The organism is Sabulicella flocculans (assembly GCF_045449635.1).
Classification (GTDB): domain Bacteria; phylum Pseudomonadota; class Alphaproteobacteria; order Acetobacterales; family Acetobacteraceae; genus Roseococcus.
Genome location: NZ_JBJJBR010000027.1, coordinates 14,304 through 37,691 on the forward strand (window position 1 = coordinate 14,304; position 23,388 = coordinate 37,691).

The following is a 23,388-nucleotide window of genomic DNA, read 5'->3' on the forward strand; positions in this document are numbered from 1 at the left end:
TCGCCCGCCTACAGGACCCGGCCGCTGGCCGGGTCCAACAGGTGCATGTTGGACAGGTCGGCGGTCAGGCGCAGCGGCGCGCCGGGCGCCGCCGGCACCGTGGGGTCCAGCCGCGCGCAGAGGTCGCGCGCGGCACCCAGGTGGAAGTGCACCAGCGTCTCCATGCCCATGGGCTCGATCACCTCCGGCACCACCTGCAGGTCGGCGTAGCCGGGGCGGCCCTGGCGCGGCTCGGTCAGGTGCTCGGGGCGCAGGCCCAGCAGCACCTCGCGCCCACCATGGCCGGCGTAGCGCGCGCCCCGCGCCTCCGGCACCGGCAGGACGATGCCGTCCGGCAGGCGCAGATTCAGCGCGCCCGAGGCGGGCTCCAGCATCGCCGGGATGAAGTTCATCGCCGGGCTGCCGATGAAGCCGGCGACGAAGCGGGTGGCCGGGTGGTGGTACAGCTCCTGCGGCGGGCCGGCCTGCTCGATGCGGCCGTTGTTCATCACCACCACGCGGTCGGCCAGCGTCATCGCCTCCACCTGGTCGTGGGTGACGTAGACGGTGGTGGTGCGCACCGCCTGGTGGACCTTCTTGATCTCGGTTCGCATCTGCACCCGCAGCTTGGCGTCGAGGTTGGACAGCGGCTCGTCGAACAGGAAGACCTTGGGGTTGCGCACGATGGCGCGGCCCATCGCCACGCGCTGCCGCTGCCCGCCCGACAGCGCCTTGGGCTTGCGCTCCAGCAGGGGCGCGATGTCGAGGATGCGCGCCGCCTCGCTCACGCGCTTCTGGATCTCGGCCCTGGCGAACTTCCGCAGCGTCAGCCCGAAGGCCATGTTGTCGAACACGGTCATGTGCGGATACAGCGCGTAGTTCTGGAACACCATGGCGATGTCGCGGTCGCGCGGCGGCACGTCGTTCACCACGGCGCCGCCGATGGACACCTCGCCGCCCGAGATGTCCTCCAGCCCCGCGATCATCCGCAGCGTGGTGGACTTGCCGCAGCCCGAGGGCCCGACGAGGACCACGAACTCGTGGTCGGCGATGTCGAGGTCGATGCCCTTCACCGCCTGCACGCCGCCCTCGTATTCCTTCACCAGCCCGCGGAGGGAAAGCTGCGCCATGCGTGTTCAGCCCTTGGTTGCGCCGGCGGTCAGCCCGGCCACGTAGTAGTCCATCAGGAAGGCGTAGACGACGACCGGCGGCAGCGCCGCCAGCAGCGCGCCCGCCATCAGCTGCCCCCAGGCGAAGGTGTCGCCGCGGATGAGCTGGGAGACGACGCCGATGGTCAGCGGCATCTCGTCGGGCCGGGTGATGAAGGCGGTGGGATAGACGAAGGCCGCCCATGAGACGGTGAAGGCGAAGATGGTGGCGGCGATGATGCCCGGCAGCGCCACCGGGATGAAGATGCGCCACAGCATCTGCAGCCAGCCCGCGCCGTCGATCAGCGCCGCCTCGTCCAGCTCCTTGGGGATGGAGGCGAAGTAGCCGATCATGATCCAGGTGCAGAAGGGCACGGTCAGCGTGGGATAGACCAGCACCAGCCCCCAGGTGGAGTTCAGCAGCCCCAGCCCGCCGACGATCTGGTAGAGCGGGATGAACAGCAGCGTGTCCGGCACCAGGTAGGTGAGGAACACCCCCGTCGCCAGCCATTGCGAGCCCCAAAAGCGCATGCGCGACAGCGCGAAGGCCGCGGGCACCGAGATGAGCATGGTAAGCGCCACCACCAGCACCGTCACCTGGATGGAGTTCCAGAAGAAGCCGCGGAACATCGGGTTGCCGATGATGGCGGCGAAGTTCTCCAGCGTCGGGTTCAGCACGATCCAGGGGTTGCCCGTCTGGTCGGCGATCTCGCTGCTGGTCTTGAGCGCGGTGACCAGCATGTAGAAGGGCGGCGCCAGCATCACCACCGCGGCGATGACGAGGGAGACGTAGGCGCTCCACAGCGCCCAGCGCCGCTCCGCCGCCAGCGAGCCGATCCTCACGCGCCGATCTCCTTCGTGCGCTGGTTGATGCCGCGCAGCACGAAGAAAGCGATGACGGCCAGCAGCGGGAACATGAACAGGCTCACCGCCGCGCCGCGCGGGATGTTGCCGCTCAGCACGCCCACCTGGAAGGCGTAGGAGGCGAAGACGTGCGTGAGGTCGCGCGGCCCGCCATTGGTGAGCACGCGCACGATGTCGTAGTTGGCGAAGGTGACGATCAGGCTGAACAGCACGGTGATGGAGATGATGTTGCGCATCATCGGCAGGGTGACGTAGCGCAGCCGCTGCCAGGAGGAGGCGCCGTCGATGTCGGCCGCCTCATACAGCTGCTCGGGCACCGACTTCAGCGCGGCGAGGTACATGATCATGAAGAAGGGCGCGCCGTACCACACGTTGACCATGATGACGGAGATGCGCGCCCACCACGGCTCGCCCAGCCAGGGCACGGCCGGCACCGCGAAGATGGCCAGCAGCCAGTTGAGCGAGGAGTAGGAGGGCTCGAACATCCACCACCACCCCAGGGTGGACAGCGCGGGCGGGATCACCCAGGGCACCAGCAGCACGCCGCGCCACAGGCGCTGCCCCTTGGTGGGGATGTGGTGCAGCATGTGCGCCAGCCAGAAGCCGATCAGCGCCTTGAGGATGACGGCGGTGACGGCGAAGAAGCAGGACTGCCAGATCACGCCGCGGAAGGTGTCGTTCTCCAGCAGGATGGCGAAGTTCTCCAGCCCGATGAAGGCCGTCATCCGACGGTTCAGCGTGGACAGGTAGATGGCGTAGGCGGCGGGCCAGGCGACCAGCCCGCCGATCACCGCGATCAGCGGCAGGGTCAGCAGGAAGGCGACGGTGGATTTCCGCCGCGCCATCCGCCGCATCGTGCCGGCGCCGGCCGCCGCGCGCGGCGCCGCCATCGCCCCGCCATCCATGCGCGCCTCAGCCGCGCCGCATGTTGTTGATCTCGCGCTCCAGCCAGGCCAGCGCCTGCTCGACCGTCTCGCCGCCCTGGGCGGCGCGGGCGATCACCTTGGTGTTCAGCGCCTGGATGTACATCTGCGTCGCCAGTTCCGGCGGGGCGGGCGCGAAGGCGATGGAGGGCGTCGCCTGGTGGTGCGGCTTCAGCGGGTAGTTGTAGATGGTGCCCACCGGCGGCCCCTCGCTGGCCCAGACGCGGAAGTCGGTCATGCTGGCGAAGGGCGGGATGTCGTAGCCCTGCGAGGTCTGGGTGGTCAGCTCGGCGCTCTCGCGCTCCGTCAGGAATTCCAGCAGCTGCTTGGCGGCGTTCTTCTGCCGGCCGAAGGCCCAGATGGCGCTGTTCCAGGGCAGGTAGGCCAGGAAGCGGCCGCGCGGGCCGGCGGGCATCGGGATGGTCCAGCACTTCTCCGCCACCTGCGGCGCGTCGCGCTTGGCCACCGCCCAGGCGGAAGGCGGGTTGAACACCAGCGCCGAGCGGCCGGAGATCAGCGCGCGGTTGTTGGACGCGTCATCCCAGGCCCAGACGTCGTTGGGCAGGAAGCGCGCCAGGCGCACCGCGTAGTCCATCACCTGCCGCAGCTCCTGGTTGCCGCGGATGGTGGGGTTGCCGCGCTCGTCGGTCACGCGCGCGCCGTAGGAGGCGAACAGCGCGCCCACCCAGTCCACCGCGTCGGTGAACTGGCCCATCGGCAGGCCGAAGGGCACGCCCGCGCGGTGGCAGGCCTCGGCGGCGCGCAGGAAGGTGTCCCAGGTCCAGTTGTCGGCGCCGGGGCCGCGGCGGTCCTCGGCTGGCCACATCGCGCGCACGTCCAGCCCGGCGTGCTGCTCCAGCAGGTCGAAGCGGCACAGCGCCGGCTTGTTCTGCGTGCCCGAGGTGGCCGGGACCGCGCGCCAGGAGCCCCGCTGCTTGCCCAGGAACTCCGCCACCGGGTTGATGGCGCCGTACTTGGCGATCAGCCGGCCCATCACGTCGTCCACCGGCTCCAGCTGGTCGGCGTAGGTGCCGACATCCCAGGGCGCCAGCGAGATGATGTCGTGGCCCGAGCGGCTCTGCGCCTGCGCGGCGGCGGTGAGCTGCAGCTGGTTGCCGGTGGTGTTGATGAAGTCGAGCGAGACGGTGACGCGGTTGCGCTCGCCCCAGCGGCCGCACAGCTCGCGCAGCGCGCCGTTGCCGGTGGGCACCCAGTGGTCCCAGAAGGCGCAGCGCAGCGTGGGCATGGCCTGGCCGAACACGGCGGGCGCCTGCAAGGCGGTGATCGCCGCGCCGCCGGCGAGCACGCCGCGGCGCGACAGGGTCGCGTCTGCCATCCTGGAACTCCTCCTGCATCGCGGTCTGCCGCCGCTGCGCGAAGCCTACGCAGCGCGGCGCGCGCGGCGCAAGCGCCTTGCCGCCCTCGCTGCGCCGCAGCAGGATGACGGCATGGACACCCACCGCTTCGACGCGCTGGTGATCGGCGCGGGCATGGCCGGCGCCACCGCCGCCGCCCACCTGGCCCCCACCCACCGCACCGCCATCCTGGAGGCCGAGGAAAGCGCCGGCTACCACACCACCGGGCGCTCGGCGGCCATCTGGATCCTCAACTACGGCAACACCGACACCCGCATCCTCACCGGCGCCTCGCGCGGCTTCTTCGAATCGCCGCCGGAGGGGTTCGGGGTGCTGGCGCAGCCGCGCGCCATCCTGTCCCTCGCGCCCGCGGAGCAGCTGGAGGCGATGGCGATGATGCGCCGCGTCGGCATGGGGCTGACGGAGATCAGCGTCGCCGAGGCGCGCGCCCTGGTGCCCGCCATCCGCGAGGACTACGCCGTGGCCGCGCTGATCGAGCGCGACGCCTTCGACATGGACGTGGCCGCCCTGCACGAGGGCTTCCTGCGCGCCGCCCGCCGCAACGGCGAGCTGGCGCTGCGCCGCCGCGCCGGCCGCGTGTGGCGCGAGGCCGGCGACTGGTGCGCCGAGACCACGGGCGGCGAGGTGTTCCGCGCGCCCCTCCTGGTCAACGCCGCCGGCGCCTGGGGCGACGAGGTGGCGCGCAACGCCGGCGTGCGCCCGCTGGGGCTGCAGCCCAAGCGCCGCACCGCCTGCATCCTGGACCCCGCGCCCTACGACGCGCGGGACTGGCCGCTGGTGGGCGACGTCGCGCACTCCTGGTACGCGCGGCCCGAGGCGCGGGCCAAGCTGATGGTCTCCCCGGCGGACGAGACGGACAGCGAGGCCACCGACGCCCAGCCCGACGAATACGACGTGGCGGTGGGGGTGGACCGCATGCAGCAGGCGCTGGACATCGAGGTGCGCCGGGTGGAGCACAAGTGGGCCGGGCTGCGCACCTTCGCCCCCGACCGCTCGCTGTGCATCGGCGAGGGCAGCGAGCGCGGCTTCCTGTGGATGTGCGGCCAGGGCGGCTACGGCATCCAGACCGCGCCGGCCGCCGGCCGCCTGCTGGCCGCCCTGGCGCGCGGCGAGGCGCCCGACGCCGACATCGCCGCCGCCGTGCCGCTGGTGGACCCGGGGCGCTTCGCGTGACGCCCGGCTTCGCCGAGGTCCAGGCCGCCGCGGCGCGCATCGCCGGGCGGGTGCGCCGCACGCCGCTGCTGCGCCACCGCGCGCTGGACCAGGCCGCCGGCCGCCCGGTCTGGGTGAAGCCGGAGCCGCTGCAGGCCACCGGCTCCTTCAAGCTGCGCGGCGCCACCAACGCCCTGCTGCTGGAGCGCCCGCGGGCGGTGGTGACGCATTCCTCCGGCAACCACGGCCAGGCGGTGGCCTGCGCCGCCGCCGCGCTGGGCATCCCCGCCCTGGTCGCCATGCCGGCCGACGCGCCGCAGGTGAAGGTGGCGGCGACGCGCGCCTGGGGCGCGGAGATCCACCCCTTCGACCGGCACGGCGTGGACCGCGACGCCCTCGCCGCGCGGCTGGCGGCCGGGCGCGGCGCCGTGGTCATCCCGCCCTTCGACCACCCGGCGGTGATCGCCGGCCAGGGCACCGCGGTGCTGGAGGCGCTGGAGGACATGGAGGCCGCCCCGGCCGACATCCTGGTCTGCACCGGCGGCGGCGGGCTGCTGGCCGGCTCCGCCCTCGCGGCCGAGGGGCGGGCCCCGGCGGCGCGGCTGTGGGCGGTGGAGCCGGAAGGCTGGGACGACTACGGCCGCTCGCTGCGCGCCGGCCGCCGCCTGGCCAATGACGGCGCGGCGGAGGGCTATTGCGACGCCCTGCTGTCCCGCGCGCCGGGCGAGATCACCTTCGCGGTCAACGCGCCGCGGGTGGCGGGCGGGCTGGCGGTGGGCAAGGCGCAGGTGCAGGCGGCGATGCGCTTCGCCTTCACCCACCTGAAGCTGGTGGTGGAGCCCGGCGGGGCGGTGGCGCTGGCGGCGCTGCTGGCCGGGCTGGCGCCGGGCGAGGGGCCGGCGCTGGTGGTCCTGTCGGGCGGCAACGTGGACCCCGCCACCTTCGCGGAAGCCCTGGCCGCCGCCTGACGTTGGCGGGGGCATGAGCAAGATCTGGACCCACGGCTTCCTGCTGCACGCCGCGCTCGCCGGGGGGCTGGCCTTCCTGCTCGCCTGGGCGGTGCTGCGGACCATGGACGCGGTGATGGTCGGCTGGTGCGTCCACGTGCTGACGCACGGCGCCCTGCTGTGGCGCCACCTGTGGTGCGCCACGTCGGAGAAGATGCGCCACCGCGCCGCCGCCCTGGCCGAGGGCCGGCGCACCGTGCTGCTGGCGGCGCTGCTGGCCGCCGCCGTCGCCGCCGGGGTGCTGGTGGCGGAGCTGGTGGGCGACCGCGGCGCCCGCCCGTGGGAGCGGGTGCTGGCGGTGGTGGCCATCGCCCTGTCCTGGTGCCACGTCCACGCGCTGTTCGCGCAGGAATACGCGCACGAGTACTGGCACCACGAGCAGGGGCTGGGCTTCACCGGCGGCGACGGCACGCCGGAGTTCAGCGACTTCCTCTACGTCGCGGTCACCATCGGCACCTCGGCGCAGATCAGCGACACCGAGACGACCTCCACCTCTATCCGCCGCGCCGTGACGCTGCACTCGCTGGTGGCCTTCGCCTTCAACGCGGTCATCCTGGCCGCGGGGGTCAACGTGCTGGCGGGACTCGCGGGGGAGTGACAGCCTCCGCCGCATGATCATCCCGCATGTGCGCCCCTGGGGCGGCCCGCCCGCCGACCTCCACCTGGATGGGGCGCGCATCGCCGCCGTCACCCCCAGCGCGGCGGCGGGGCCGGCGCCGCTGGCGCTGCCCGGCTTCGTGGAGGGCCATTGCCACCTGGACAAGACGCTGTGGGGACGCCCCTGGTGGCCCAACGCCATCGGCCCCGAGCGCGAGGACCGCATCCGCAACGAGCAGGCGATGCGCGGCCCGCTGGGCCTGGACCCGTTCCGCGAGGGGCTGGCGCTGTGCGAGGCGCACCTGCGCGCCGGCACCACCCGCCTGCGCTCCCACGTGGACGTGGACGGCGAGAGCCGGCTGCGCCACGTCGAGGCGCTGCTGCGGCTGCGGGAGCACCTGGCCGGGCGGCTGGAGATCCAGCTGGTCGCCTTTCCGCAGGACGGCATCCTGCGCACGCCCGGCGCCCGCGAATGGCTGGAGGAGGCGCTGCGCCTGGGCTGCGACGCGGTGGGCGGCATGGACCCTTCCGTGGTGGATCGCGACCCGGTGCGCCACCTGGACGCCGTCTTCGCCCTGGCCGAGCGCCATGGCCGCCCGGTGGACATCCACCTGCACGAGCCCGGCGAGCTGGGCGCCTTCGCGCTGGAGCTGGTGGCGGAGCGCACGCGGGCGCTGGGGCTGGCCGGGCGCGTCGTGGTCAGCCACGCCTTCGCCCTGGGCGACGTGCCGCCCGCGCGGGCCGAGGCGCTGCTGGCGCTGCTGGCCGAAGCCGGGGTGGCGCTGTGCTCCACCGCCGCGCCGTCCCGCCCGGTGCCGCCGCTGCGGCGGGCGCGGGCGCTGGGCGTGACGCTGTTCGCCGGCAACGACAACATCCGCGACATGTGGGCGCCCTACGGCCAGCCCGACATGCGCGAGCGCGCCAGGCTGATGGGGCTGAAGCACGAGCTGCGCCGCGACGAGGAGGTGGCCTGGGCGCTGGCCACCGTGACCACCGAGGCGGCGCGGGGCTGCGGCTTCGGCGCCTATGGCCTGGAGCCCGGGGCGCGGGCCGACATCGTGCTGCTGGACGCCGCCACCCTGGCCGAGGCCGTGGTGTCGCCGCGCGCCCCGCTGCGCGTCGTCAGCCACGGGCGGGAGGTTCAGACCAGCTGGTAGCGCGCCCGCGCCGCGCGCTCGATGGCGCCGGCCACCAGCCGGTCCAGCTCCAGCCCGATGCGGAGCTGCTGGAGGAAGACCAGCTCCTCCTGCGTCGCCTCGCCATCGGCGGCGGCGATTTCGCAGGCCAGCAGGTAGGCGGTCTCGCGCAGGCGCGGGGGCAGGGCGTCGTGGATGAGGTCGATGGCGCGGTCCACGCCGTCGGTGGCGGCCAGCAGGGGCAGGCAGGCCTCGGTGGCGGCCGCCACCTCCTGCGCGTCCACCCCGGCGAAGGCCGGCAGCTCGCGCACCAGCCGCGTCATCTTGCCGATTTCGGCGTCGTCCACGTGGGCGCCGGAGGCCGCCATGAACAGCATGGCGCCGATCAGCGCCTCGTGCGGCGTCAGGCGGTCAGGGATGGCGTTCATGTCTCTCCTCCATGTGCCGGGGCATAACCTTCCAGCAAGGAACGGGTTTCGCGGATGGCTTCGGCCAGGCCGACGCGGCGCACCGCCACGCCCTCGGGCAGCGCGGCCAGGATGCGGCTGGGCGCCGCGCGGTCCAGCAGCACGAAGACGCCGCGGTCGTCGGCGCGGCGCACGAGGCGGCCGAAGGCCTGGCGCAGCTTGTGGCGGGCATGGGCGTCGTCCAGCCCCTGCGGCTGCCCGCCGCTCAGGTGCAGCCGGCGCTCGCGGTGCAGGATGGTCCGCCGCGGCCAGGGCACGCGGTCGAACACCAGCAGCCGCAGCGAGCGCCCGGGCACGTCCACGCCGTCGCGCATCGCATCCGTGCCCAGCAGGCAGCTGTCCTCCTCGGCGCGGAACACGTCCACCAGGGTGGCGTTGTCCATCGCGTCCACGTGCTGGGCGTAGAGGGGGATGCCCTTCTCCTCCAGCGCCGGGCCGATGCGGCGCGCCACCTCCCTCAGCCGGCGGATGGCGGTGAACAGGCCCAGCGCACCGCCGCCGGCGGCCAGGAACAGGTCGCGGATGGCGGCGCTGGTCTGGCCGGCCATCCTCACGTCCACATCCGTCACCACGAAGGCGCGGGTGTTGGCGGCGTAGTCGAAGGGCGAGGGCAGGGCGGCGCGCACCGCCGGCAGCGGCAGGTGGGAGGCGCCGGTGCGCGCCTCCGCCTCGCGCCACGCGGCCTCGGGGTCGGCGCGCTTGGCGCTGTCGGTCAGGGTCGCGCTGGTGACCAGCAGCCCGTGCGCCGGGCCGGCGACCACGCGGGCGAAGGGGATGGTGGGGTCCAGCCAGTGGCGGTGCATGCCGGCGTCCCAGTCGCGGCCCTCGCGCCGGTCCAGCTGCAGCCAGTCCACCATCAGCGGGCGGGTGCCGGGCTCGGGCGCCGGGCCGGTCAGGGTGCCCAGCATGCCGCGCCAGGCCTTCACCGGCGCCAGGGCCCGGCGCTCGATGCCCAGGATGGCGGTTTCCAGGCGGATGCGCTCGGAGGTGTCCATCTCCTCCTGGTCCTCGGCCTCCAGCCGGGCCTGCAGCAGGTCGCGCAGGCGGGCCAGCGGGCGCTCCAGCAGGTCCAGCGCGGCGTCCAGCGCCCGCCCGGCCTCCAGCAGCGCCTCGCCCACCGGGTGCAGGTCGCACTCCAGGGAATAGACGCCGTCATCCTCCGGGGCGCGGGCCAGCACCTGGCGGCGGGCGGCATGCAGGAAGGCCTCGCCCGGGTTGCCGGCCAGCGGCGCCTCGTCGCCGATGCGGCCGAACCAGCCCGGGGTGGGCAGCGCGTCGCGCGCGGTGTTCAGCGCCAGCTCCAGCGGCGGCGTCAGCTCCGGCAGCTCGCCGGCCAGCTCCTCGATGCGCGCGCGCAGGCCCTTGGCGCGCGAGCGCCCGCCCTCGTTGCCCAGCAGCCAGCGCCGCAGCTCCAGCGCCTCGATGCCGGTGAAGGCGGCGGAGAAGGCGCCGTCCGCGGCGTCGAAGATGTGGTGTCCCTCGTCGAACACGTAGCGGGTGGGGCGGCCGTCCTCGCCGCCACCCAGCGCCGCCTGCACCATCACCAGCGCGTGGTTGGCCACCACCAGCCGCGCGGTGCGGGCGCGGCGGATCGAGTGCTCGACGAAGCACTTCCTGTAGTGCGCGCAGGCCGAGCGGATGCACTCGCCACGCCGGTCGGCGAAGCCTCCCAGCGCGCCGGGGGGCGAGAGCTCCAGCAGCCAGCCCGGGAAGTCGCCGCCGACGATGTCGCCGTCGCGCGTCGCGCCGGCCCAGCGCGCCACCAGGGCGATGGGCAGCGCCATGTCGCGCATGCCCGACCGGCCCAGGCTTTCCTCGAAGTTCAGCAGGCAGAGGTAGTTCTCGCGGCCCTTGCGCACGGCAATGCGCTGCCGCCGTTCCTCCGGGTCGGGGTAGAGGCGGTGCAGCTCGTGGTCCAGCTGGCGCTGGAGGTTGCGGGTGAAGGTGGAGAGCCAGACTGGCGCGCCGTTCCTTTCCGCCCACAGGGAGGCAGGCGCGATGTAGCCCAGCGTCTTGCCGGTGCCGGTGCCGGCCTCGGCCAGCACCATGCGGGGCTCGCCCTCGGCCTCGCGCGGGGCGAAGGCGGCGGCGGCGGCGGAGGCGTAGTCGGCCTGCTGCGGGCGCTGCTCGGCGCCCGGGCCCAGCATCTCGGCCAGGCGGCGGCGGGCCTCCGCGGGCTCGACGGCGTGGGAGGAGGGGGGCGGGGGCGGGGGCGTCTCCTCCCATTCCGGCAGGCGGCGCCAGGCCTTCAGCGCGTCGCGCCCCGCCTTCAGCCCGGGCTGCGCCAGGGCGGCCAGCACAGCCTCCGCCCAGGGCCATTGCGCGGCGTCGCGCAGGTGGGCGGCGATGGCGGCCGCGCCGCGCCCGGCCTCCGTGCCGGCCTGCCCGGCCAGGCGGCGCAGCAGGGTGACCGTGATCTCCGGCAGCAGGGCGGCGGCGGCCTCGTCATCCGCCGGCAGGGGCAGGCCCAGAACCAGGGCCAGGCCGCGCGGGGTGGGCGGGGCGGGCTCGGCCGGGCAGGCGAAGGCGAACAGCTCCAGCAGGTCCAGCGCGCCATCCAGCGGCGGGATGTCCAGCCGGCGGGCGGCGGCGGGGGCATGGACCAGCAGGGGAGGCGGGTTCTCGGCCAGGAAGGCGGCGGCCTCGCGCGCCGTCATCGCCAGCACCTCGCCATCCGCCGTCAGCACGGTGGCGCGGCCGAATCCGGCCACCAGGGCGGGGCCTTCCGGCAGCAGCAGGCGTGGGGAGGAGGGCGACATGTTCTTGTCTTGTGCGCCGGGCCAACCGATGCGTCCAGACGGGCGTTGCGGCGGCACCATTCCCTTTCATGGAGCCCCGACGTGGCCAACAGCCTGCACGACACCTACCTGACCGGCCTGAAGAACGCCCATGCGCTGGAGGCCCAGGCCATCCAGCTGCTGTCCCGCCAGCTGGAGCGCATCGAGAACTACCCCGACCACGCGATGATGATCCGCACCCACCTGGCGGAGAGCGAGGCGCAGCAGAAGCGGCTGGAAGCCATCCTGGAGCGGCACGGCACCAGCCATTCCATGCTGAAGGACTTCATGACCAGCCTGAGCGGCAACCTGGCCGCCCTGGCCCACGCCCCGATGCAGGACGAGATCCTGAAGAACACCTTCGCCAACTACGCCTTCGAGCACTTCGAGATCGCCGCCTACCGCTCCCTCATCGCGCTGGCGGAGGAGGCCGGCGACAGCCAGGCCATCCCCCTGCTGCGCGAGAGCCTGGCCGAGGAGGAGAAGACGGCGGAGATGATCGGCGCCGTGATCGAGAAGACCACGCTGGAATACGCCCGGCGCGAGGCGGCGGGCCAGACCGCCGGCATCTGACTTGGACGGCGCCGGGGCGGCGTGGTAAGCGCTGCCCCGGCGTCTCCGTAGCTCAGCAGGATAGAGCACAGGATTCCTAATCCTGGGGCCGTGGGTTCGAATCCCGCCGGGGACACCAGCTCCCAGAATCCCGTCACCCCACCCGGTCCCGCCCATGCGGCGCCGCGAAGTCCAGGGCCGGCCCGGCCGGCACCACGCCGCTCGGGTTGATGGTGCGGTGGCTCTCGTAATAGTGGCGCTTGATGTGGCCGAAATCCACGGTCCCGGCGACGCCGGGCACCTGGTACAGCTCGCGCGTCCAGGCCCAGAGGCGGGGGTAGTCCACCAGCCGCCGGATGTTGCACTTGAAGTGGCCGGCATAGACCGCGTCGAAGCGCAGCAGCGTGGTGAACAGGCGCCAGTCCGCCTCGGTCAGCCGCTCGCCGCACAGGTAGCGTCGCGTCGCCAGCCGCGCCTCCAGCCAGTCCAGCGTCTCGAACAGCGGGCCGACCGCTTCCTCGTAGGCCGCCTGCGTGGTGGCGAAGCCGGCGCGGTACACCCCGTTGTTGACGGTGGCGTAGATGCGCTCGTTCAGGGCCTCGATCTCGCCGCGCAGCGCCTCGGGGAAGAAGTCGCCCGGGCGGGCGCCGAGGCCGTCGAAGGCGCCGTTGAACATGCGGACGATGTCGGCGGATTCGTTGTTGACGATGCGCCGCGCGGCCTTGTCCCACAGCACCGGCACCGTCACCCGGCCGGTGTAGCCGGGGGCGGCCGCGGTGTAGACCTCGTGCAGCACCCGCGCGCCGTTCACGGTGTCGGGCACCACCCCCGGCCCGTCCTCGAAGGTCCAGCCCTGCTCCAGCATGCGCCAGTGCACCACCGAGACGCCGACCATGCCCTCCAGCCCCTTCAGGGCGCGGAAGATCAGCGTGCGGTGGGCCCAGGGGCAGGCCAGCGAGACGTAGAGGTGGTAGCGCCCGGCCTCGGCCGGGAAGCCGGCTGCGCCGGTCGGCCCCGGCGCGCCGTCCGGCGTCACCCAGTCGCGGAACTGGCTTTCCTTGCGCACGAAGCGCCCGCCGGTCTCGCGGGTGTCGTACCACTGGTCGTGCCAGGTGCCGTCGATCAGCAACCCCATCGCGTCCTCCTCAATCCAGCGGCTTCAGCCCGGCCTCGATGGCAGCGCGCCGCGGCTCGAGGAAGGGCGGCAGCGCCAGCCGCTCGCCCAGCGTCTCCATCGGCTCGTCCACGGCGAAGCCGGGGCCGTCGGTGGCGATCTCGAACAGGATGCCGTTGGGCTCGCGGAAGTAGAGCGAGCGGAAGTAGTAGCGCTCCACCTCGCCGCTGGAGCGCAGGCCGAAGCCGGCCACGCGTTCCGCCCAGGCACGCAGCTCCGCCGCGTCGGCGGCGCGGAACGCGACGTGATGGACGCCGCCCGCGCCCTCCCGCGCCGCCGGCAGCTGCGGCTGCACCACGACGTGCACCTCGGCGGCCGGCCCGCCCGGGCCCATGGCGAAGACGTGCACCGGACCGTCGGCGGAAGCGTGCTCGCGCTCGGCGCGCATGCCGAGCACGGTGGTCAGCACCGCCGCGGTCGGCCGCAGGTCGGGCACGCTGAGGGTGACCGGGCCCAGGCCGCGGATCTGGTGCGCGGCGGGCACCGGGCTGCGCTCCCACGGATGCGCCTCGCCGGCACCGCCGTCGTCGAGCAGGCGGAAGCGCTGGCCCTCCGGGTCCTCGAAGTCGAGCGAGAGGTGGCCGGCGCGCTCCGCCACCTCGGACACGGCGACGCCCTCGGCCCGCAGCCGGCCGGCCCACCAGTGCAGGCTTTCCGCGCTGCCGACGCGCAGGCCGGTGCGCGCGATGCTGCGCGTGCCGCGCCGCTCGGGCGGCGCCGGCCAGTCGAAGAAGGTGAGGTCGGTGCCCGGCGTGGCCGCGCCATCGGCGTAGAACAGGTGGTAGGCGGTGGTGTCGTCCTGGTTCACCGTCTTCTTCACCAGGCGCAGGCCCAGAATCTGCGTGCAGAAGCGCAGGTTGCCGGCCGCCCGCGCGGTGATGGCGGTGAGGTGGTGGAGGCCGCCCAGCCGGGGGGCCTCCGTGGTGGCCCCGGCGGGGTCGGTGCGCTGCTGCTCGGACATGGTCGCTTTCCTTTCCGTCTGGTCGCCGCGGGGTCAGCCGGGCTTGGCGGGGGCCAGCTCCGCCATGTTGCGGGCGATGACGCCGGCGTAGCGGGCGACGCGCGCGCCCAGGTAGCGGGCGGCGGCCAGCTTCTCCTCCGGCTGCGGGGCGCCGCCGGCATCGGTGAAGCTGACGCCGTAGGGGTTGCCGCCGGCCGCGTAGAGCAGCGGGTCGGTGTAGCCCACCGGCACGATGACCGAGCCCCAGTGGTAGAACACGTTCTGCAGCGCCAGCAGCGTCGCCTCCTGGCCGCCATTGACGTTGCCGGCGCCGCCGAACACCGCGGCCGCCTTGTTGGCCAGGGCGCCGCGCGCCCACAGCCCGCCGGCGGTGTCGATGAACTGCTTCACCTGGGCGGCCGGCAGGCCGAAGCGCGTCGGGGTGCCCAGGATGTAGCCGTCGGCCCACTCCAGGTCGTCCAGCGTGGCGACCGGCACGTCGCGCGTGGCGTCCACATGGGCCTGCCAGGCGGGGTTGCTGGCGATGGCGGCGGGCGGCGCCAGCTCGGGCACCTTGTGCAGCCGCGTCTCGGCGCCGGCGGAGCGCGCGCCTTCCTCGACCGCGCGGGCCATCTGATGGGTGTTGCCGGTGCTGCTGTAGTAGAGGATGGCGATCTTGGTCATGGGTGGCCTCTGCTCGGGTTCGGGGCGGCGGCGACCGGGGTGCCCGGCTGGGGCGAGGGTCCGGTCCGCAGCTCCTGCGGTGGGATATGGGGCGCGCGGTGCATCTGCGGAAGCGATAACGTCTTGATGGTCTTCATCGGGAAAGCTGATGAAGCGGGCGGGGAGGGGAGGCGCGCCGCCCCCGCTCCCCGCCGTCCCTTTACCCGGCGGCCTGCCCGGCGCGCTGGCCGGCCATGTAGGTGCCGATGACGTTCTGGTAGCCCGGCAGGTGGCCGGCGATGAGCTTGCCGAAGCCCTCGGCGTCGTGGCGCCAGTCGCGCTGCAGCTCGCCCGCCACGGCGAACCAGCTCACCAGCTGGACGCCGGCCTGCGCCATCCGGTGCCAGGCAGCGTCGCGCACCGCCGGGCTGAAGGTGCCCGAGGCATCGGTCACCACGAAGACCTCGTAGCCGGCCTTCACCGCGGCCAGCGCGGGGAAGGCGACGCAGACCTCCGTCACCACGCCGGCGATGATGAGCTGCCTGCGGCCCGTCGCCTCCACCGCCTTCACGAACTCCTCGTTGTCCCACGCGTTGATCTGGCCCGGGCGGGCGATCAGCGGCGCGTCCGGGAACTTCTCCCGCAGCTCGGGCAGGATGGGGCCGTTGGGGCCGTTCTCGAAGCTGGTGGTCATCACCACCGGCAGGTCAAAGAACCGGGCGGTGTCGGCCAGGGCGCCGACATTCTGCGCGAACTCGTCGGGCGTGTGGTCGCGCACCAGGCCGGAGATCAGGCCGGTCTGGTGGTCCACCAGCAGCACGGCGGCGTTGTCCCCGGAAAGGCGGTTGTAGAGGTCGGCCATGTCGCGGCTCCTTGTCGCTCGGGTTGGGGTGGTGGCCCGGCCCGGCGGATCGTCTGGAGGACGACCGGCCCGGCGGGACCACCGCGCTGCCTGCAAGCTAGGGGTCCGCCTCTCCCGGAAGAAGTGATATAAAGTCGGTCATCTCCATCAACCGAGCTGATGATGATCGATGCCCTGACCCTGGACCAGCTGCGCATCCTGGTGGCCGTGGTGGATGCCGGCAGCTTCTCCGCCGCGGCGCGCCGCCTGGGCCGCGCGCAATCCGCCGTCAGCTACGCCATCGCCAATTTGGAGGCGGCGCTGCGGATCCCCCTGTTCGACCGCGGCGACTGGCGGCCCCGGCTGACGGAGGGCGGCCGGGCGCTGATCGCCGATGCGCGCGCCATCCTCGCCAAGGCGGACGACCTCAAGGCGCGCGCCAAGGGGCTGGCCGAGGGGCTGGAGGCCGAGCTGTCCATCGTGGTGGACATCATGTTCCCCACCCGCGCGCTGGTGGAGTTGGTGGCCGGCTTCCAGGCGGAGTTCCCCGGCGTCGCGCTGGACCTGCGGGTGGAGGCGCTGGGCAGCGTGCCGCAGATGGTGCTGTCCGGCGCCTGCCGGCTGGGCGTGCAGGGCTCGCTGCCCGACATCCCGCCCGAGCTGGAGCACCTGCCGCTGCCGGAGGAGGTGGCGGTGGAGCCGGTGGCCGCCCCGGCCCACCCCCTGGCCGGGGCGCGGCGCCCGCTGCCGGACGCCGCGCTGCGCGAGCAGGTGCAGGTCGTGCTGACCGACCGCAGCCGCCGGACGGAGGGCCGGGACTTCGCCGTGCTGTCCCGCCGCTCCATCCGGACCGCCGACCTGGGCGCCAAGCACGCGTTGCTGCGGGCCGGCCTGGGTTGGGGCTTCATGCCGAAGGAACTGGTGCAGGACGACCTGGACGCCGGGCGGCTGGTCGTGCTGCGGCTGGGCAACCGCCGCCCGGAAACCCGGAGCATGCCGCTCTCGCTCATCTTTCTTCGCGCCGACCCGCCGGGGCCGGCCGGGCGCTGGGTCACCGCCCGGCTGACGGGCCGGGGCGGGTGAGGCGCGCCGGGCGGCGGCACCGCGGCCAGCGTCGCCCCCACCAGGGCGCGGGCCCGATGGCGCCGGTCACACGTGCAGGAAGCGTTCCCGCAGCTCCGGCGCCGCGGCCAGCGCCGCGCTGTCGCCGCTCCAGACCGTGCGGCCCTTCTCCAGGATGACGTGGCGGTCGGCCAGGCGCAGCACGTGGGACAGGTTCTTGTCGATCAGCAGGATGGACTGCCCCTCGCGCTTCAGCCGCTCCAGGCAGGCCCAGATCTCGGCGCGGACCAGCGGCGCCAGCCCCTCCGTCGCCTCGTCGAGGATGAGCAGGCGGGGGTTGGTCATCAGCGCCCGGCCCACCGCCAGCATCTGCTGCTCGCCGCCCGACAGGTTGCGGCCCAGGTTGGCGGCGCGCTCCTCCAGCCGGGGGAACAGGCCGTACACCGCCCGCAGGTCCCACGGGCCGGGGCGGGCGGTGGCCACCAGGTTCTCGCGCACGCTCAGCGTGGGGAAGACCTGCCGCCCCTCTGGCACCAGCCCCAGCCCCAGCCGCGCCACGGCGTGCGGCGGGCGGCCGCCCAGCGCCGCGCCGCCGAAGGCGAGGCGCCCGCCGGTGACGCGCCCGCCCACGGAAGGCAGCAGCCCCATGATGGCGCGCACCGTGGTGGTCTTGCCCATGCCGTTGCGGCCCAGCAGCGTCACCACCTCGCCCTCGCCGACCGAGAGCGCCACGTCGGCCAGGGCCGGCGCGGGACCGTAGGCGGCGGCGAGGGCCTCGACCTCCAGCGTCACTCGTCGTCATCCCCCAGGTAGGCGGCGCGCACCTGCGGGTCGGCGCGGATCTCCTCCGGCGTGCCGGCGGCGATGACGCGCCCCTGCGCCAGCACCGAGATGCGATCGGCCAGGGCGAAGACCGCGGGCATGTCGTGCTCGATCAGCAGGATGCCGTAGCGCGGCTTGATGGCGGTGAGGATGCGCACCAGGCGCTCCGCCTCCTCCGCCCCGGTGCCGGCCAGGGGCTCGTCCAGCAGCAGCACGCGCGGCTCCATCGCCAGCGCGATGGCGAGTTCCAGCTGGCGCTTCTCGCCGTGGCTCAGCGCGGCTGCGGGCACCTGGGCGCGGGCGCCCAGGCCCATCTCCTCCAGCGCGGCCATGGCCCGCGCGTTCAGCGCCGCCTCGTCGCGCGCGGCGCGGAAGAAGCGGAAGGAGGAGCCGGCGCGCGCCTGCACCGCCAGGGCCACGTTCTCCAGCGCGGAGAAGCCCGGCAGCACGCAGGTGATCTGGAAGGACCGCGCCAGGCCGCGGCGGGCGCGCTGCGCCAGGTCCAGCGCCGTCACGTCCTCGCCCGCGAAGACCACCTGCCCGGCATCGGGGCGCAGCGTGCCGGAGACCTGGTGCACCAGCGTGGTCTTGCCGGCGCCGTTGGGGCCGATCAGCGCGTGGATCTCGCCCCGGGCGAGGGTGAGCGAGACGTCCTGCGTCACCGCCAGCCCGCCGAAGCTCTTGCGCAGGGCGCGCAGTTCCAGCAGCGCGCTCATCGCCGCAGCACCCCCACCAGCCCGCCGCGCAGGAAGAACACGCACAGGATCAGCAGCGGGCCGAAGATCATCCGCCAGTGCTCCGTCAGGTGGGCCAGCCACTCCTCGATGAGCACGAAGGCCAGGGCGCCGACCAGGGCGCCGTGCGGCCCCGCCAGCCCGCCCAGGATCACCATGAACAGCAGGTCGCCCGAGCGCTGCCACGCCAGGTAGGCGGGCGCCACGAACTCGGTGGCCTGGGTCAGCAGCACCCCGGCCAGCCCGCCGATGGCCCCGGCGATGACATAGGCCACCAGGCGGTAGGGATAGGGCCGGAACCCCACCGCCTGGGCGCGGACCTCGTTCTGCTGGGCGGCGCGCAGCACGCGGCCGAAGCGGCTGCCCAGCAGGGTGTGCACCAGCCACCAGGTGCCCGCCAGCAGCCCCAGGCAGGTGAAGTGGAAGGCCAGCCGCCCCTCCAGCCAGCGCGAGCCCGCGACCTCCAGCCGGTTGTAGAGGGTGTAGCCGTCATCCCCGCCGTAGAGCGCCAGCGAGGAGGCGGTGAAGAACGCCATCTGCCCGAAGGCCAGGGTGATCATGATGAAGTGCACGCCCGAGGTGCGCAGCGCCACCGCGCCGGTCAGCAGCGCGAACAGCGCCGCGCCGGCCACCGCCAGCGGCACCACCAGCGCGGCGTCGGCGATGCGCGCGTGGTCCAGCACCACCACCACGTAGGCGCCCACCCCCAGCATCGCCGCGTGCCCGAGCGAGACCAGCCCCGCGCCCCCCACCAGCAGCGAGAGCGAGATGGCGGCCATGCCGAAGATCATCGCCCGCGCCAGCAGCGTCATCACCCAGCCCTGGCCGAAGCCGGCGAAGGGGGCGACGGCCAGCGCGGCGAACACCAGCAGGGGCAGCCAGGCGTCGCGCCAGCGCATCAGCGCCGCACCGGGAACAGCCCCGCGGGCTTCACGGCGAGGATCAGCGCCATCACCACGTAGACCAGCATGGAGGCCAGCGCCGCCCCCGCCTGCCGCGCCGCCGAGGCGTCCAGCACCAGCCGCAGCAGGTCGGGCACCAGGGAGCGGCCCAGCGTCTCCACCAGCCCCACCAGCAGCGCCGCGATGAAGGCGCCGCGCACCGAGCCGATGCCGCCGATGACGATGACCACGAAGGCCAGGATCAGCAGGTTGTCGCCCATCCCCGGCTCGACGGACAGGATGGGCGCGGCCATCACGCCGGCGAAGCCCGCCAGCATGGCGCCGAAGCCGAACACCAGCATGAACAGCCGGTCCACGTTCACCCCCAGCGCCGAGACCATGGGGGCGTTGGTGGCGCCCGCGCGCACCAGCATGCCGGCGCGCGTCTTCTCCACCAGCAGCCACAGCAGCCCCGCCGTCGCCAGCCCGGCCAGCAGGATGGCGAGGCGGTAGGTGGGATACAGCAGCCCTTCCATCAGGCGCACGCCGCCCGACAGCGCCTCCGGCACCGGCATCTGCAGCGGGGCGGCGCCGAACAGGAACTTCACCCCCTGGTTCAGGAACAGGATGACGCCGAAGGTGGCCAGCACCTGGGACAGGTGGTCGCGCGCATACAGGTGCCGGAACACCAGCCATTCCAGCAGCAGCCCCAGCAGCAGCGCCGCCGGCAGCGCCAGCAGCAGCCCGCCCCAGAACGAGCCGGTCCAGGCCGCCAGCACCGCGCCCAGGTAGGCGCCGACCATGTACTGCACGCCGTGCGCCAGGTTGATGAAGTCCATCACGCCGAACACCAGCGTCAGCCCGGCCGCCACCAGGAACAGCAGGATGCCGAACTGCAGGCCGTTCAGGGCCTGCACCAGCAGCAGCGTCGTGCTCATCGCCTCAGATGCGCGCGGGCATCCGGCACTCGCCCGCCCAGGGGTCCACGTTCGCCTCCATCACCCGTCGCTGCATCTCGGTCTGGAAGCGGCCGTCCGGGCGGCGGCCGACGCGGGCCAGATAGAAGTCCTGCACGGGGAACTGGTTGGCGCCGAAGCGGAAGGCGCCGCGCAGGCTCTGGAACTCCGCCGCCGCCAGCGCCGCGCGCATGGCGTTCTTGTCGCCCAGGTTGCCCGCCACCCGGCGCACCGCGGAATCCAGCAGCCGCGCGGTATCGTAGGCATGCGCGGCGTAGGAGGCGGGGACGTAGCTGAACTCCCGCACGAAGTCCTCGACGAAGCGGCGGTTGGGCTCGTTGGGCAGGTCGGGCGTCCAGTTGGTGCCGGACTGGAAGCCCAGCGCGGCCTCGCCCTGCGCGGGCAGCGTGCTCTCGTCCACCGTGAAGGAGGACAGGAAGGGGATGTTGGCCAGCCCGGCCTGGCGGTACTGCCGCACCAGGTTCACCCCCAGCCCGCCCGGCATGAAGGTGAACACGGCGTCGGGCCGCAGGGAGGCAATGCGCGCCAGCTCGGCCGAGAAGTCCAGCTGGGTCAGCGGCACGAAGACCTCGTCCACCACCTCGCCGCGGAAGCGGGACTTGAAGCCGGCGAAGGCGTCGCGCCCGGCCTGGTAGTTGGGGGTGAGCAGGAACACGCGCCGGTGCCCGGCATCCTGCGCCGCCTGGCCGGTGGCGGCGTGCACCTGGTCGTTGTTGTAGGAGGCGCAGAAGAAGAACGGGCTGCAGCCGCGCCCGGCGAAGGTGGACGGCCCGGCATTGGCGGAAATCAGGAAGGTGTTCGCCTCCGTCACCGGGCGCATGATGGCGGCGAGGATGTTGGAGAACACCACGCCGGCCACCACGTCCACCCGGTCGCGCTCCAGCGCGGCGCGCACCTTGGTCACGGCCACGTCGGGGCGCAGCTCGTCGTCGATGACGATGGTCTCCACCGCGCGGCCGCCGAACTGGTTGTTCAGGTGGCGCATCCCCAGCGCCCAGCCGTCGCGCATCTGCGTGCCCAGCGAGGCCTGCGGCCCCGTCAGCACCACCACCAGCCCGACCCGGATGGGCGCCGCCTGGGCAATGGCGGGCGCGGCCAGCGGCAGGGCGGCGGCGGCCCCCAGCAGCGCGCGGCGGGACGTGGTCGGCTGGGTCATGGGGCTCTCCCGGAGGCCGGATGTTTCAAGGTTCAAGCAATTCGTAGACCAGCGCATGCCTGCCATGCAAGCATCGCGGCGCGCCGCACCAGCGGGTGCGCCGGGTCTTCCAGCGGCTCCAGCACGGTGAAGTGGTCCAGCCCGGGCAGCGCTTCCCAGGTGCCGTCCCAGGCGGCGGCGAACTCGCGGCTCTGGCGCAGGAACTCGTTGCTCTCGGCGCCGCCCACCGCGGCGTGCAGCGGCTTGCACGGCGCCGGCCACAGGGCGGGCGAGGCGGCGCGCGCCGCCGCGGCGTCCAGCCCCAATGCGCGGTTGACCGAGGTGTCCAGCAGCGGCTCCAGGAAGAACACGCCCGAGATGGGCAGCGCCGCCGCCACGCAGGGCATCCGCGCCAGCAGGCAGGCTGCCAGGTGCCCGCCCGCCGAATGCCCGGTGGCCAGCAGCGGCATCCCCAGCCTGCGGTGCAGCGCGCCGGCCGCCGCCTCCAGCTGCGCGCCGATGCCCGCCAGCGTCGCGCCGGGGCAGAGGTCGTGGGAGGGCAGCGCCACCGCCACCCCGTGCGCCAGCAGCCCGCCGGCCCAGTGCGAGCCCCATTCGCGCCCCAGCGCCTGCCAGTAGCCGCCATGGACCAGCAGCGCAGCGCCGCGCGGCGGGCCGTCGGGCAGGAATAGGTCCATCGCCTCGCGCGGGCCGGGGCCGTAGGCCAGCACCTCCGGCGGGCGCCGCGCGCGGAAGGCGGCGGCGCGCCCGGCCCAGCCGGCGATGATGGCGCCGCTGCCCGGCACCCGCGCGCGGTTGTTGTACTCGGCTTCCGGGTCCATCGCGGCGGCAGCCTTGCCCGGCGGGGCGCGGGCGGCAAGACTCCCCGCCATGCGCATCTACCTGGCCGGCCCCGAGGTCTTCCTGCCCGACGCCCGCGCCGTGGGCGCGGCCAAGAAGGCGCTGTGCGCCCGGCTGGGCCACCAGGGCGTCTTCCCGCTGGATGAGGACGGGCCGGAGGACTGGCGCAGCATCGCCGCGCGCTGCGAATCCATGATCCGGCGCTGCGACGCGCTGGTGGCCAACCTGTCCCCCTTCCGCGGCACCGGCGCCGACCCCGGCACGGTGTACGAGTTGGGCTTCGCCCGCGCCCTGGGCCTGCCGGTGCGCGGCTTCACCGCCGACCCCCGCGCGTTGAGGGAGCGCGTGGGCACCTGCCCGCACGGCATGGCGGTGGAGGATTTCGCCCTGGCGGAGAACCTGATGCTGGAAGGCGCCATCGCCGCCACCGGCGGCGCGCTGGTGCGCCTGGCCGCCGCCGACCCCTGGCGCGACCCGGCGCCGCTGGAGGCGGCGCTGCGTCAGCTGTGATCCCAGGCGGGGCGGCGCTTCTCGCGGAAGGCGGCCAGCCCCTCGCGGCCCTCGGCGCCGGCGCGGGCCATCCAGCTCTCGTTCGCCAGCTGGGTGACGTCGCGCTCGCTCAGCGCCAGGCCGTTGGATTCCAGCAGCGAGCGCTTGGTGGCGGCGATGCCGGCCGGCGAGGAGCGCAGCGTCTCGCGCAGGATGTGGTCCAGCCGCGCCTCGATGGCCTCGGGCGGGTGGACCTCGTGCACCAGGCCGATGCGGCGGGCTTCCTCGGCGTCGAAGCGCTCGCCGGTGATGGCGTAGCGGCGGGCGTGGCGCAGCCCCATGGCGTGGACCATGTGGGTGGAGATGGGGGTGGGGGCCACGCCCACCCGCACCTCGGTGATGCCGAAGGCGGCGGTGGTGGTGGCCAGCGCCACGTCCACGCAGCAGGCGATGCCGGTGCCGCCGCCGAAGCAGGCTCCGTGGATGACGGCGAAGGAGGGCTTGGGGAACTCGTTCAGCCGCTGCATGGCGCGGGTGGTCAGCAGGGAGGCGGCGAAGGCCTGTTCCGGCGGCGCGACGGCGGCGGCGGACAGCCAGTGGATGTCCGCCCCGGCCTGGAAGTGCCGCCCCGCGCCGCGGATCACCAGGGCGCGCACCGCCGTGTCGGCCGCCAGCCGCTCCAGGCCCGTGATGAGGGCCTGGAGCATCTCGCCATGGTAGGCGTTGCCCAGGGAGGGGCGGTTGAGGGTGGCGGTGGCGACGCCGCGGGAATCCACGGCCAGCAGCAGGGGCGTTTCCATGCCGGCAGCATCGCCCGGGGCGCGGCGCGGC

Annotated in this window: 24 protein-coding genes and 1 tRNA gene; 8 read left to right on the forward strand and 17 right to left on the reverse strand. The window is 73.9% G+C overall.

Going from position 1 to position 23,388, the window contains the following annotated elements:
* Nucleotides 1-8: 8 nt before the first annotated feature.
* The 4 genes from ACI6QG_RS17550 to ACI6QG_RS17565 are packed head-to-tail and all read right to left on the reverse strand — an operon-like array spanning nucleotide 9 to nucleotide 4,250.
* On the reverse strand, nucleotides 9-1,109 hold the full coding sequence (locus ACI6QG_RS17550) for an ABC transporter ATP-binding protein (protein WP_407025886.1): 1,101 nt from the start codon (nucleotides 1,107-1,109) through the stop codon (nucleotides 9-11).
* Nucleotides 1,110-1,115: 6 nt separating this feature from the next.
* The gene (locus ACI6QG_RS17555; protein WP_407025887.1) at nucleotides 1,116-1,970 is read right to left on the reverse strand and encodes a carbohydrate ABC transporter permease; all 855 of its coding nucleotides are present in this window, start codon (nucleotides 1,968-1,970) and stop codon (nucleotides 1,116-1,118) included.
* Complete coding sequence (locus ACI6QG_RS17560) at nucleotides 1,967-2,881, reverse strand: carbohydrate ABC transporter permease (RefSeq protein ID WP_407025888.1); 915 nt, start codon at nucleotides 2,879-2,881, stop codon at nucleotides 1,967-1,969. Before ACI6QG_RS17560 ends, ACI6QG_RS17555 begins: the two co-directional genes overlap by 4 nt.
* 22 nt (nucleotides 2,882-2,903) lie before the next feature.
* Nucleotides 2,904-4,250 carry an ABC transporter substrate-binding protein gene (locus ACI6QG_RS17565; protein ID WP_407025889.1) on the reverse strand — a complete coding sequence of 449 codons (1,347 nt, stop codon included), beginning with the start codon at nucleotides 4,248-4,250 and terminating at the stop codon, nucleotides 2,904-2,906.
* Nucleotides 4,251-4,362: 112 nt separating this feature from the next.
* On the opposite strand from ACI6QG_RS17565, the gene ACI6QG_RS17570 reads away from it, so the two are divergent.
* The 4 genes from ACI6QG_RS17570 to ACI6QG_RS17585 are packed head-to-tail and all read left to right on the forward strand — an operon-like array spanning nucleotide 4,363 to nucleotide 8,203.
* Entirely contained in the window at nucleotides 4,363-5,463 is a 1,101-nt protein-coding gene (locus ACI6QG_RS17570; protein WP_407025890.1) for an NAD(P)/FAD-dependent oxidoreductase, read from the forward strand.
* Nucleotides 5,460-6,410 carry a threonine ammonia-lyase gene (locus tag ACI6QG_RS17575; RefSeq protein ID WP_407025891.1) on the forward strand — a complete coding sequence of 317 codons (951 nt, stop codon included), beginning with the start codon at nucleotides 5,460-5,462 and terminating at the stop codon, nucleotides 6,408-6,410. Before ACI6QG_RS17570 ends, ACI6QG_RS17575 begins: the two co-directional genes overlap by 4 nt.
* Before the next feature lie 13 nt (nucleotides 6,411-6,423).
* Nucleotides 6,424-7,047, forward strand: coding sequence for a DUF1345 domain-containing protein (locus ACI6QG_RS17580; RefSeq protein ID WP_407025892.1), 624 nt, complete (start codon nucleotides 6,424-6,426; stop codon nucleotides 7,045-7,047).
* Between the two features lie 13 nt (nucleotides 7,048-7,060).
* Nucleotides 7,061-8,203, forward strand: a complete 1,143-nt coding sequence (locus ACI6QG_RS17585) for an amidohydrolase (RefSeq protein WP_407025893.1) — start codon at nucleotides 7,061-7,063, stop codon at nucleotides 8,201-8,203.
* Here the strand turns inward: ACI6QG_RS17585 and ACI6QG_RS17590 are convergent.
* Complete coding sequence (locus ACI6QG_RS17590) at nucleotides 8,188-8,610, reverse strand: tellurite resistance TerB family protein (protein WP_407025894.1); 423 nt, start codon at nucleotides 8,608-8,610, stop codon at nucleotides 8,188-8,190. The genes ACI6QG_RS17585 and ACI6QG_RS17590 overlap by 16 nt on opposite strands.
* Entirely contained in the window at nucleotides 8,607-11,408 is a 2,802-nt protein-coding gene (locus ACI6QG_RS17595) for an ATP-dependent DNA helicase (RefSeq protein ID WP_407025895.1), read from the reverse strand. Before ACI6QG_RS17595 ends, ACI6QG_RS17590 begins: the two co-directional genes overlap by 4 nt.
* A gap of 81 nt (nucleotides 11,409-11,489) precedes the next feature.
* Between ACI6QG_RS17595 and ACI6QG_RS17600 the strand changes: the two genes are divergently transcribed.
* On the forward strand, nucleotides 11,490-11,999 hold the full coding sequence (locus ACI6QG_RS17600; protein WP_407025896.1) for a ferritin-like domain-containing protein: 510 nt from the start codon (nucleotides 11,490-11,492) through the stop codon (nucleotides 11,997-11,999).
* A gap of 41 nt (nucleotides 12,000-12,040) precedes the next feature.
* Nucleotides 12,041-12,117: transfer RNA gene (locus ACI6QG_RS17605), tRNA-Arg, on the forward strand.
* A gap of 15 nt (nucleotides 12,118-12,132) precedes the next feature.
* On the opposite strand, the gene ACI6QG_RS17610 is transcribed toward ACI6QG_RS17605, so the two are convergent.
* The 4 genes from ACI6QG_RS17610 to ycaC all read right to left on the reverse strand — a co-directional run bounded on the left by ACI6QG_RS17610 (nucleotide 12,133) and on the right by ycaC (nucleotide 15,617).
* Nucleotides 12,133-13,113, reverse strand: coding sequence for a glutathione S-transferase family protein (locus tag ACI6QG_RS17610; protein WP_407025897.1), 981 nt, complete (start codon nucleotides 13,111-13,113; stop codon nucleotides 12,133-12,135).
* Nucleotides 13,114-13,123: 10 nt separating this feature from the next.
* The gene (locus ACI6QG_RS17615; RefSeq protein ID WP_407025898.1) at nucleotides 13,124-14,113 is read right to left on the reverse strand and encodes a ring-cleaving dioxygenase; all 990 of its coding nucleotides are present in this window, start codon (nucleotides 14,111-14,113) and stop codon (nucleotides 13,124-13,126) included.
* A 33-nt stretch (nucleotides 14,114-14,146) separates the two neighbouring features.
* A complete protein-coding gene (gene wrbA, locus ACI6QG_RS17620; RefSeq protein ID WP_407025899.1) occupies nucleotides 14,147-14,776 on the reverse strand; it encodes an NAD(P)H:quinone oxidoreductase in 630 nt (209 codons plus the stop codon).
* Nucleotides 14,777-14,975: 199 nt separating this feature from the next.
* On the reverse strand, nucleotides 14,976-15,617 hold the full coding sequence (gene ycaC, locus ACI6QG_RS17625) for an isochorismate family cysteine hydrolase YcaC (RefSeq protein WP_407025900.1): 642 nt from the start codon (nucleotides 15,615-15,617) through the stop codon (nucleotides 14,976-14,978).
* A gap of 159 nt (nucleotides 15,618-15,776) precedes the next feature.
* On the opposite strand from ycaC, the gene ACI6QG_RS17630 reads away from it, so the two are divergent.
* Nucleotides 15,777-16,679, forward strand: coding sequence for a LysR family transcriptional regulator (locus ACI6QG_RS17630; RefSeq protein ID WP_407025901.1), 903 nt, complete (start codon nucleotides 15,777-15,779; stop codon nucleotides 16,677-16,679).
* Nucleotides 16,680-16,745: 66 nt separating this feature from the next.
* Here the strand turns inward: ACI6QG_RS17630 and ACI6QG_RS17635 are convergent, their stop codons facing one another.
* The 6 genes from ACI6QG_RS17635 to ACI6QG_RS17660 are packed head-to-tail and all read right to left on the reverse strand — an operon-like array spanning nucleotide 16,746 to nucleotide 22,049.
* The gene (locus ACI6QG_RS17635) at nucleotides 16,746-17,450 is read right to left on the reverse strand and encodes an ABC transporter ATP-binding protein (RefSeq protein WP_407025902.1); all 705 of its coding nucleotides are present in this window, start codon (nucleotides 17,448-17,450) and stop codon (nucleotides 16,746-16,748) included.
* Entirely contained in the window at nucleotides 17,447-18,196 is a 750-nt protein-coding gene (locus ACI6QG_RS17640) for an ABC transporter ATP-binding protein (protein ID WP_407025903.1), read from the reverse strand. Before ACI6QG_RS17640 ends, ACI6QG_RS17635 begins: the two co-directional genes overlap by 4 nt.
* Nucleotides 18,193-19,113, reverse strand: a complete 921-nt coding sequence (locus ACI6QG_RS17645) for a branched-chain amino acid ABC transporter permease (protein ID WP_407025904.1) — start codon at nucleotides 19,111-19,113, stop codon at nucleotides 18,193-18,195. The genes ACI6QG_RS17640 and ACI6QG_RS17645 overlap by 4 nt, the downstream gene beginning before the upstream one ends.
* Complete coding sequence (locus ACI6QG_RS17650; protein WP_407025905.1) at nucleotides 19,113-20,033, reverse strand: branched-chain amino acid ABC transporter permease; 921 nt, start codon at nucleotides 20,031-20,033, stop codon at nucleotides 19,113-19,115. Before ACI6QG_RS17650 ends, ACI6QG_RS17645 begins: the two co-directional genes overlap by 1 nt.
* Nucleotides 20,034-20,037: 4 nt before the next feature.
* The gene (locus tag ACI6QG_RS17655; RefSeq protein WP_407025906.1) at nucleotides 20,038-21,228 is read right to left on the reverse strand and encodes an ABC transporter substrate-binding protein; all 1,191 of its coding nucleotides are present in this window, start codon (nucleotides 21,226-21,228) and stop codon (nucleotides 20,038-20,040) included.
* A gap of 32 nt (nucleotides 21,229-21,260) precedes the next feature.
* Nucleotides 21,261-22,049: an alpha/beta hydrolase gene (locus ACI6QG_RS17660; protein WP_407025907.1), complete on the reverse strand. Its 789-nt coding sequence runs from the start codon at nucleotides 22,047-22,049 to the stop codon at nucleotides 21,261-21,263.
* Nucleotides 22,050-22,098: 49 nt separating this feature from the next.
* On the opposite strand from ACI6QG_RS17660, the gene ACI6QG_RS17665 reads away from it, so the two are divergent.
* Nucleotides 22,099-22,578, forward strand: a complete 480-nt coding sequence (locus tag ACI6QG_RS17665; protein ID WP_407025908.1) for a nucleoside 2-deoxyribosyltransferase — start codon at nucleotides 22,099-22,101, stop codon at nucleotides 22,576-22,578.
* Here ACI6QG_RS17665 and ACI6QG_RS17670 read toward each other — a convergent pair.
* On the reverse strand, nucleotides 22,569-23,357 hold the full coding sequence (locus ACI6QG_RS17670; RefSeq protein ID WP_407025909.1) for an enoyl-CoA hydratase-related protein: 789 nt from the start codon (nucleotides 23,355-23,357) through the stop codon (nucleotides 22,569-22,571). The two genes, ACI6QG_RS17665 and ACI6QG_RS17670, sit on opposite strands and share 10 nt — an antisense overlap.
* Nucleotides 23,358-23,388 lie beyond the last annotated feature (31 nt).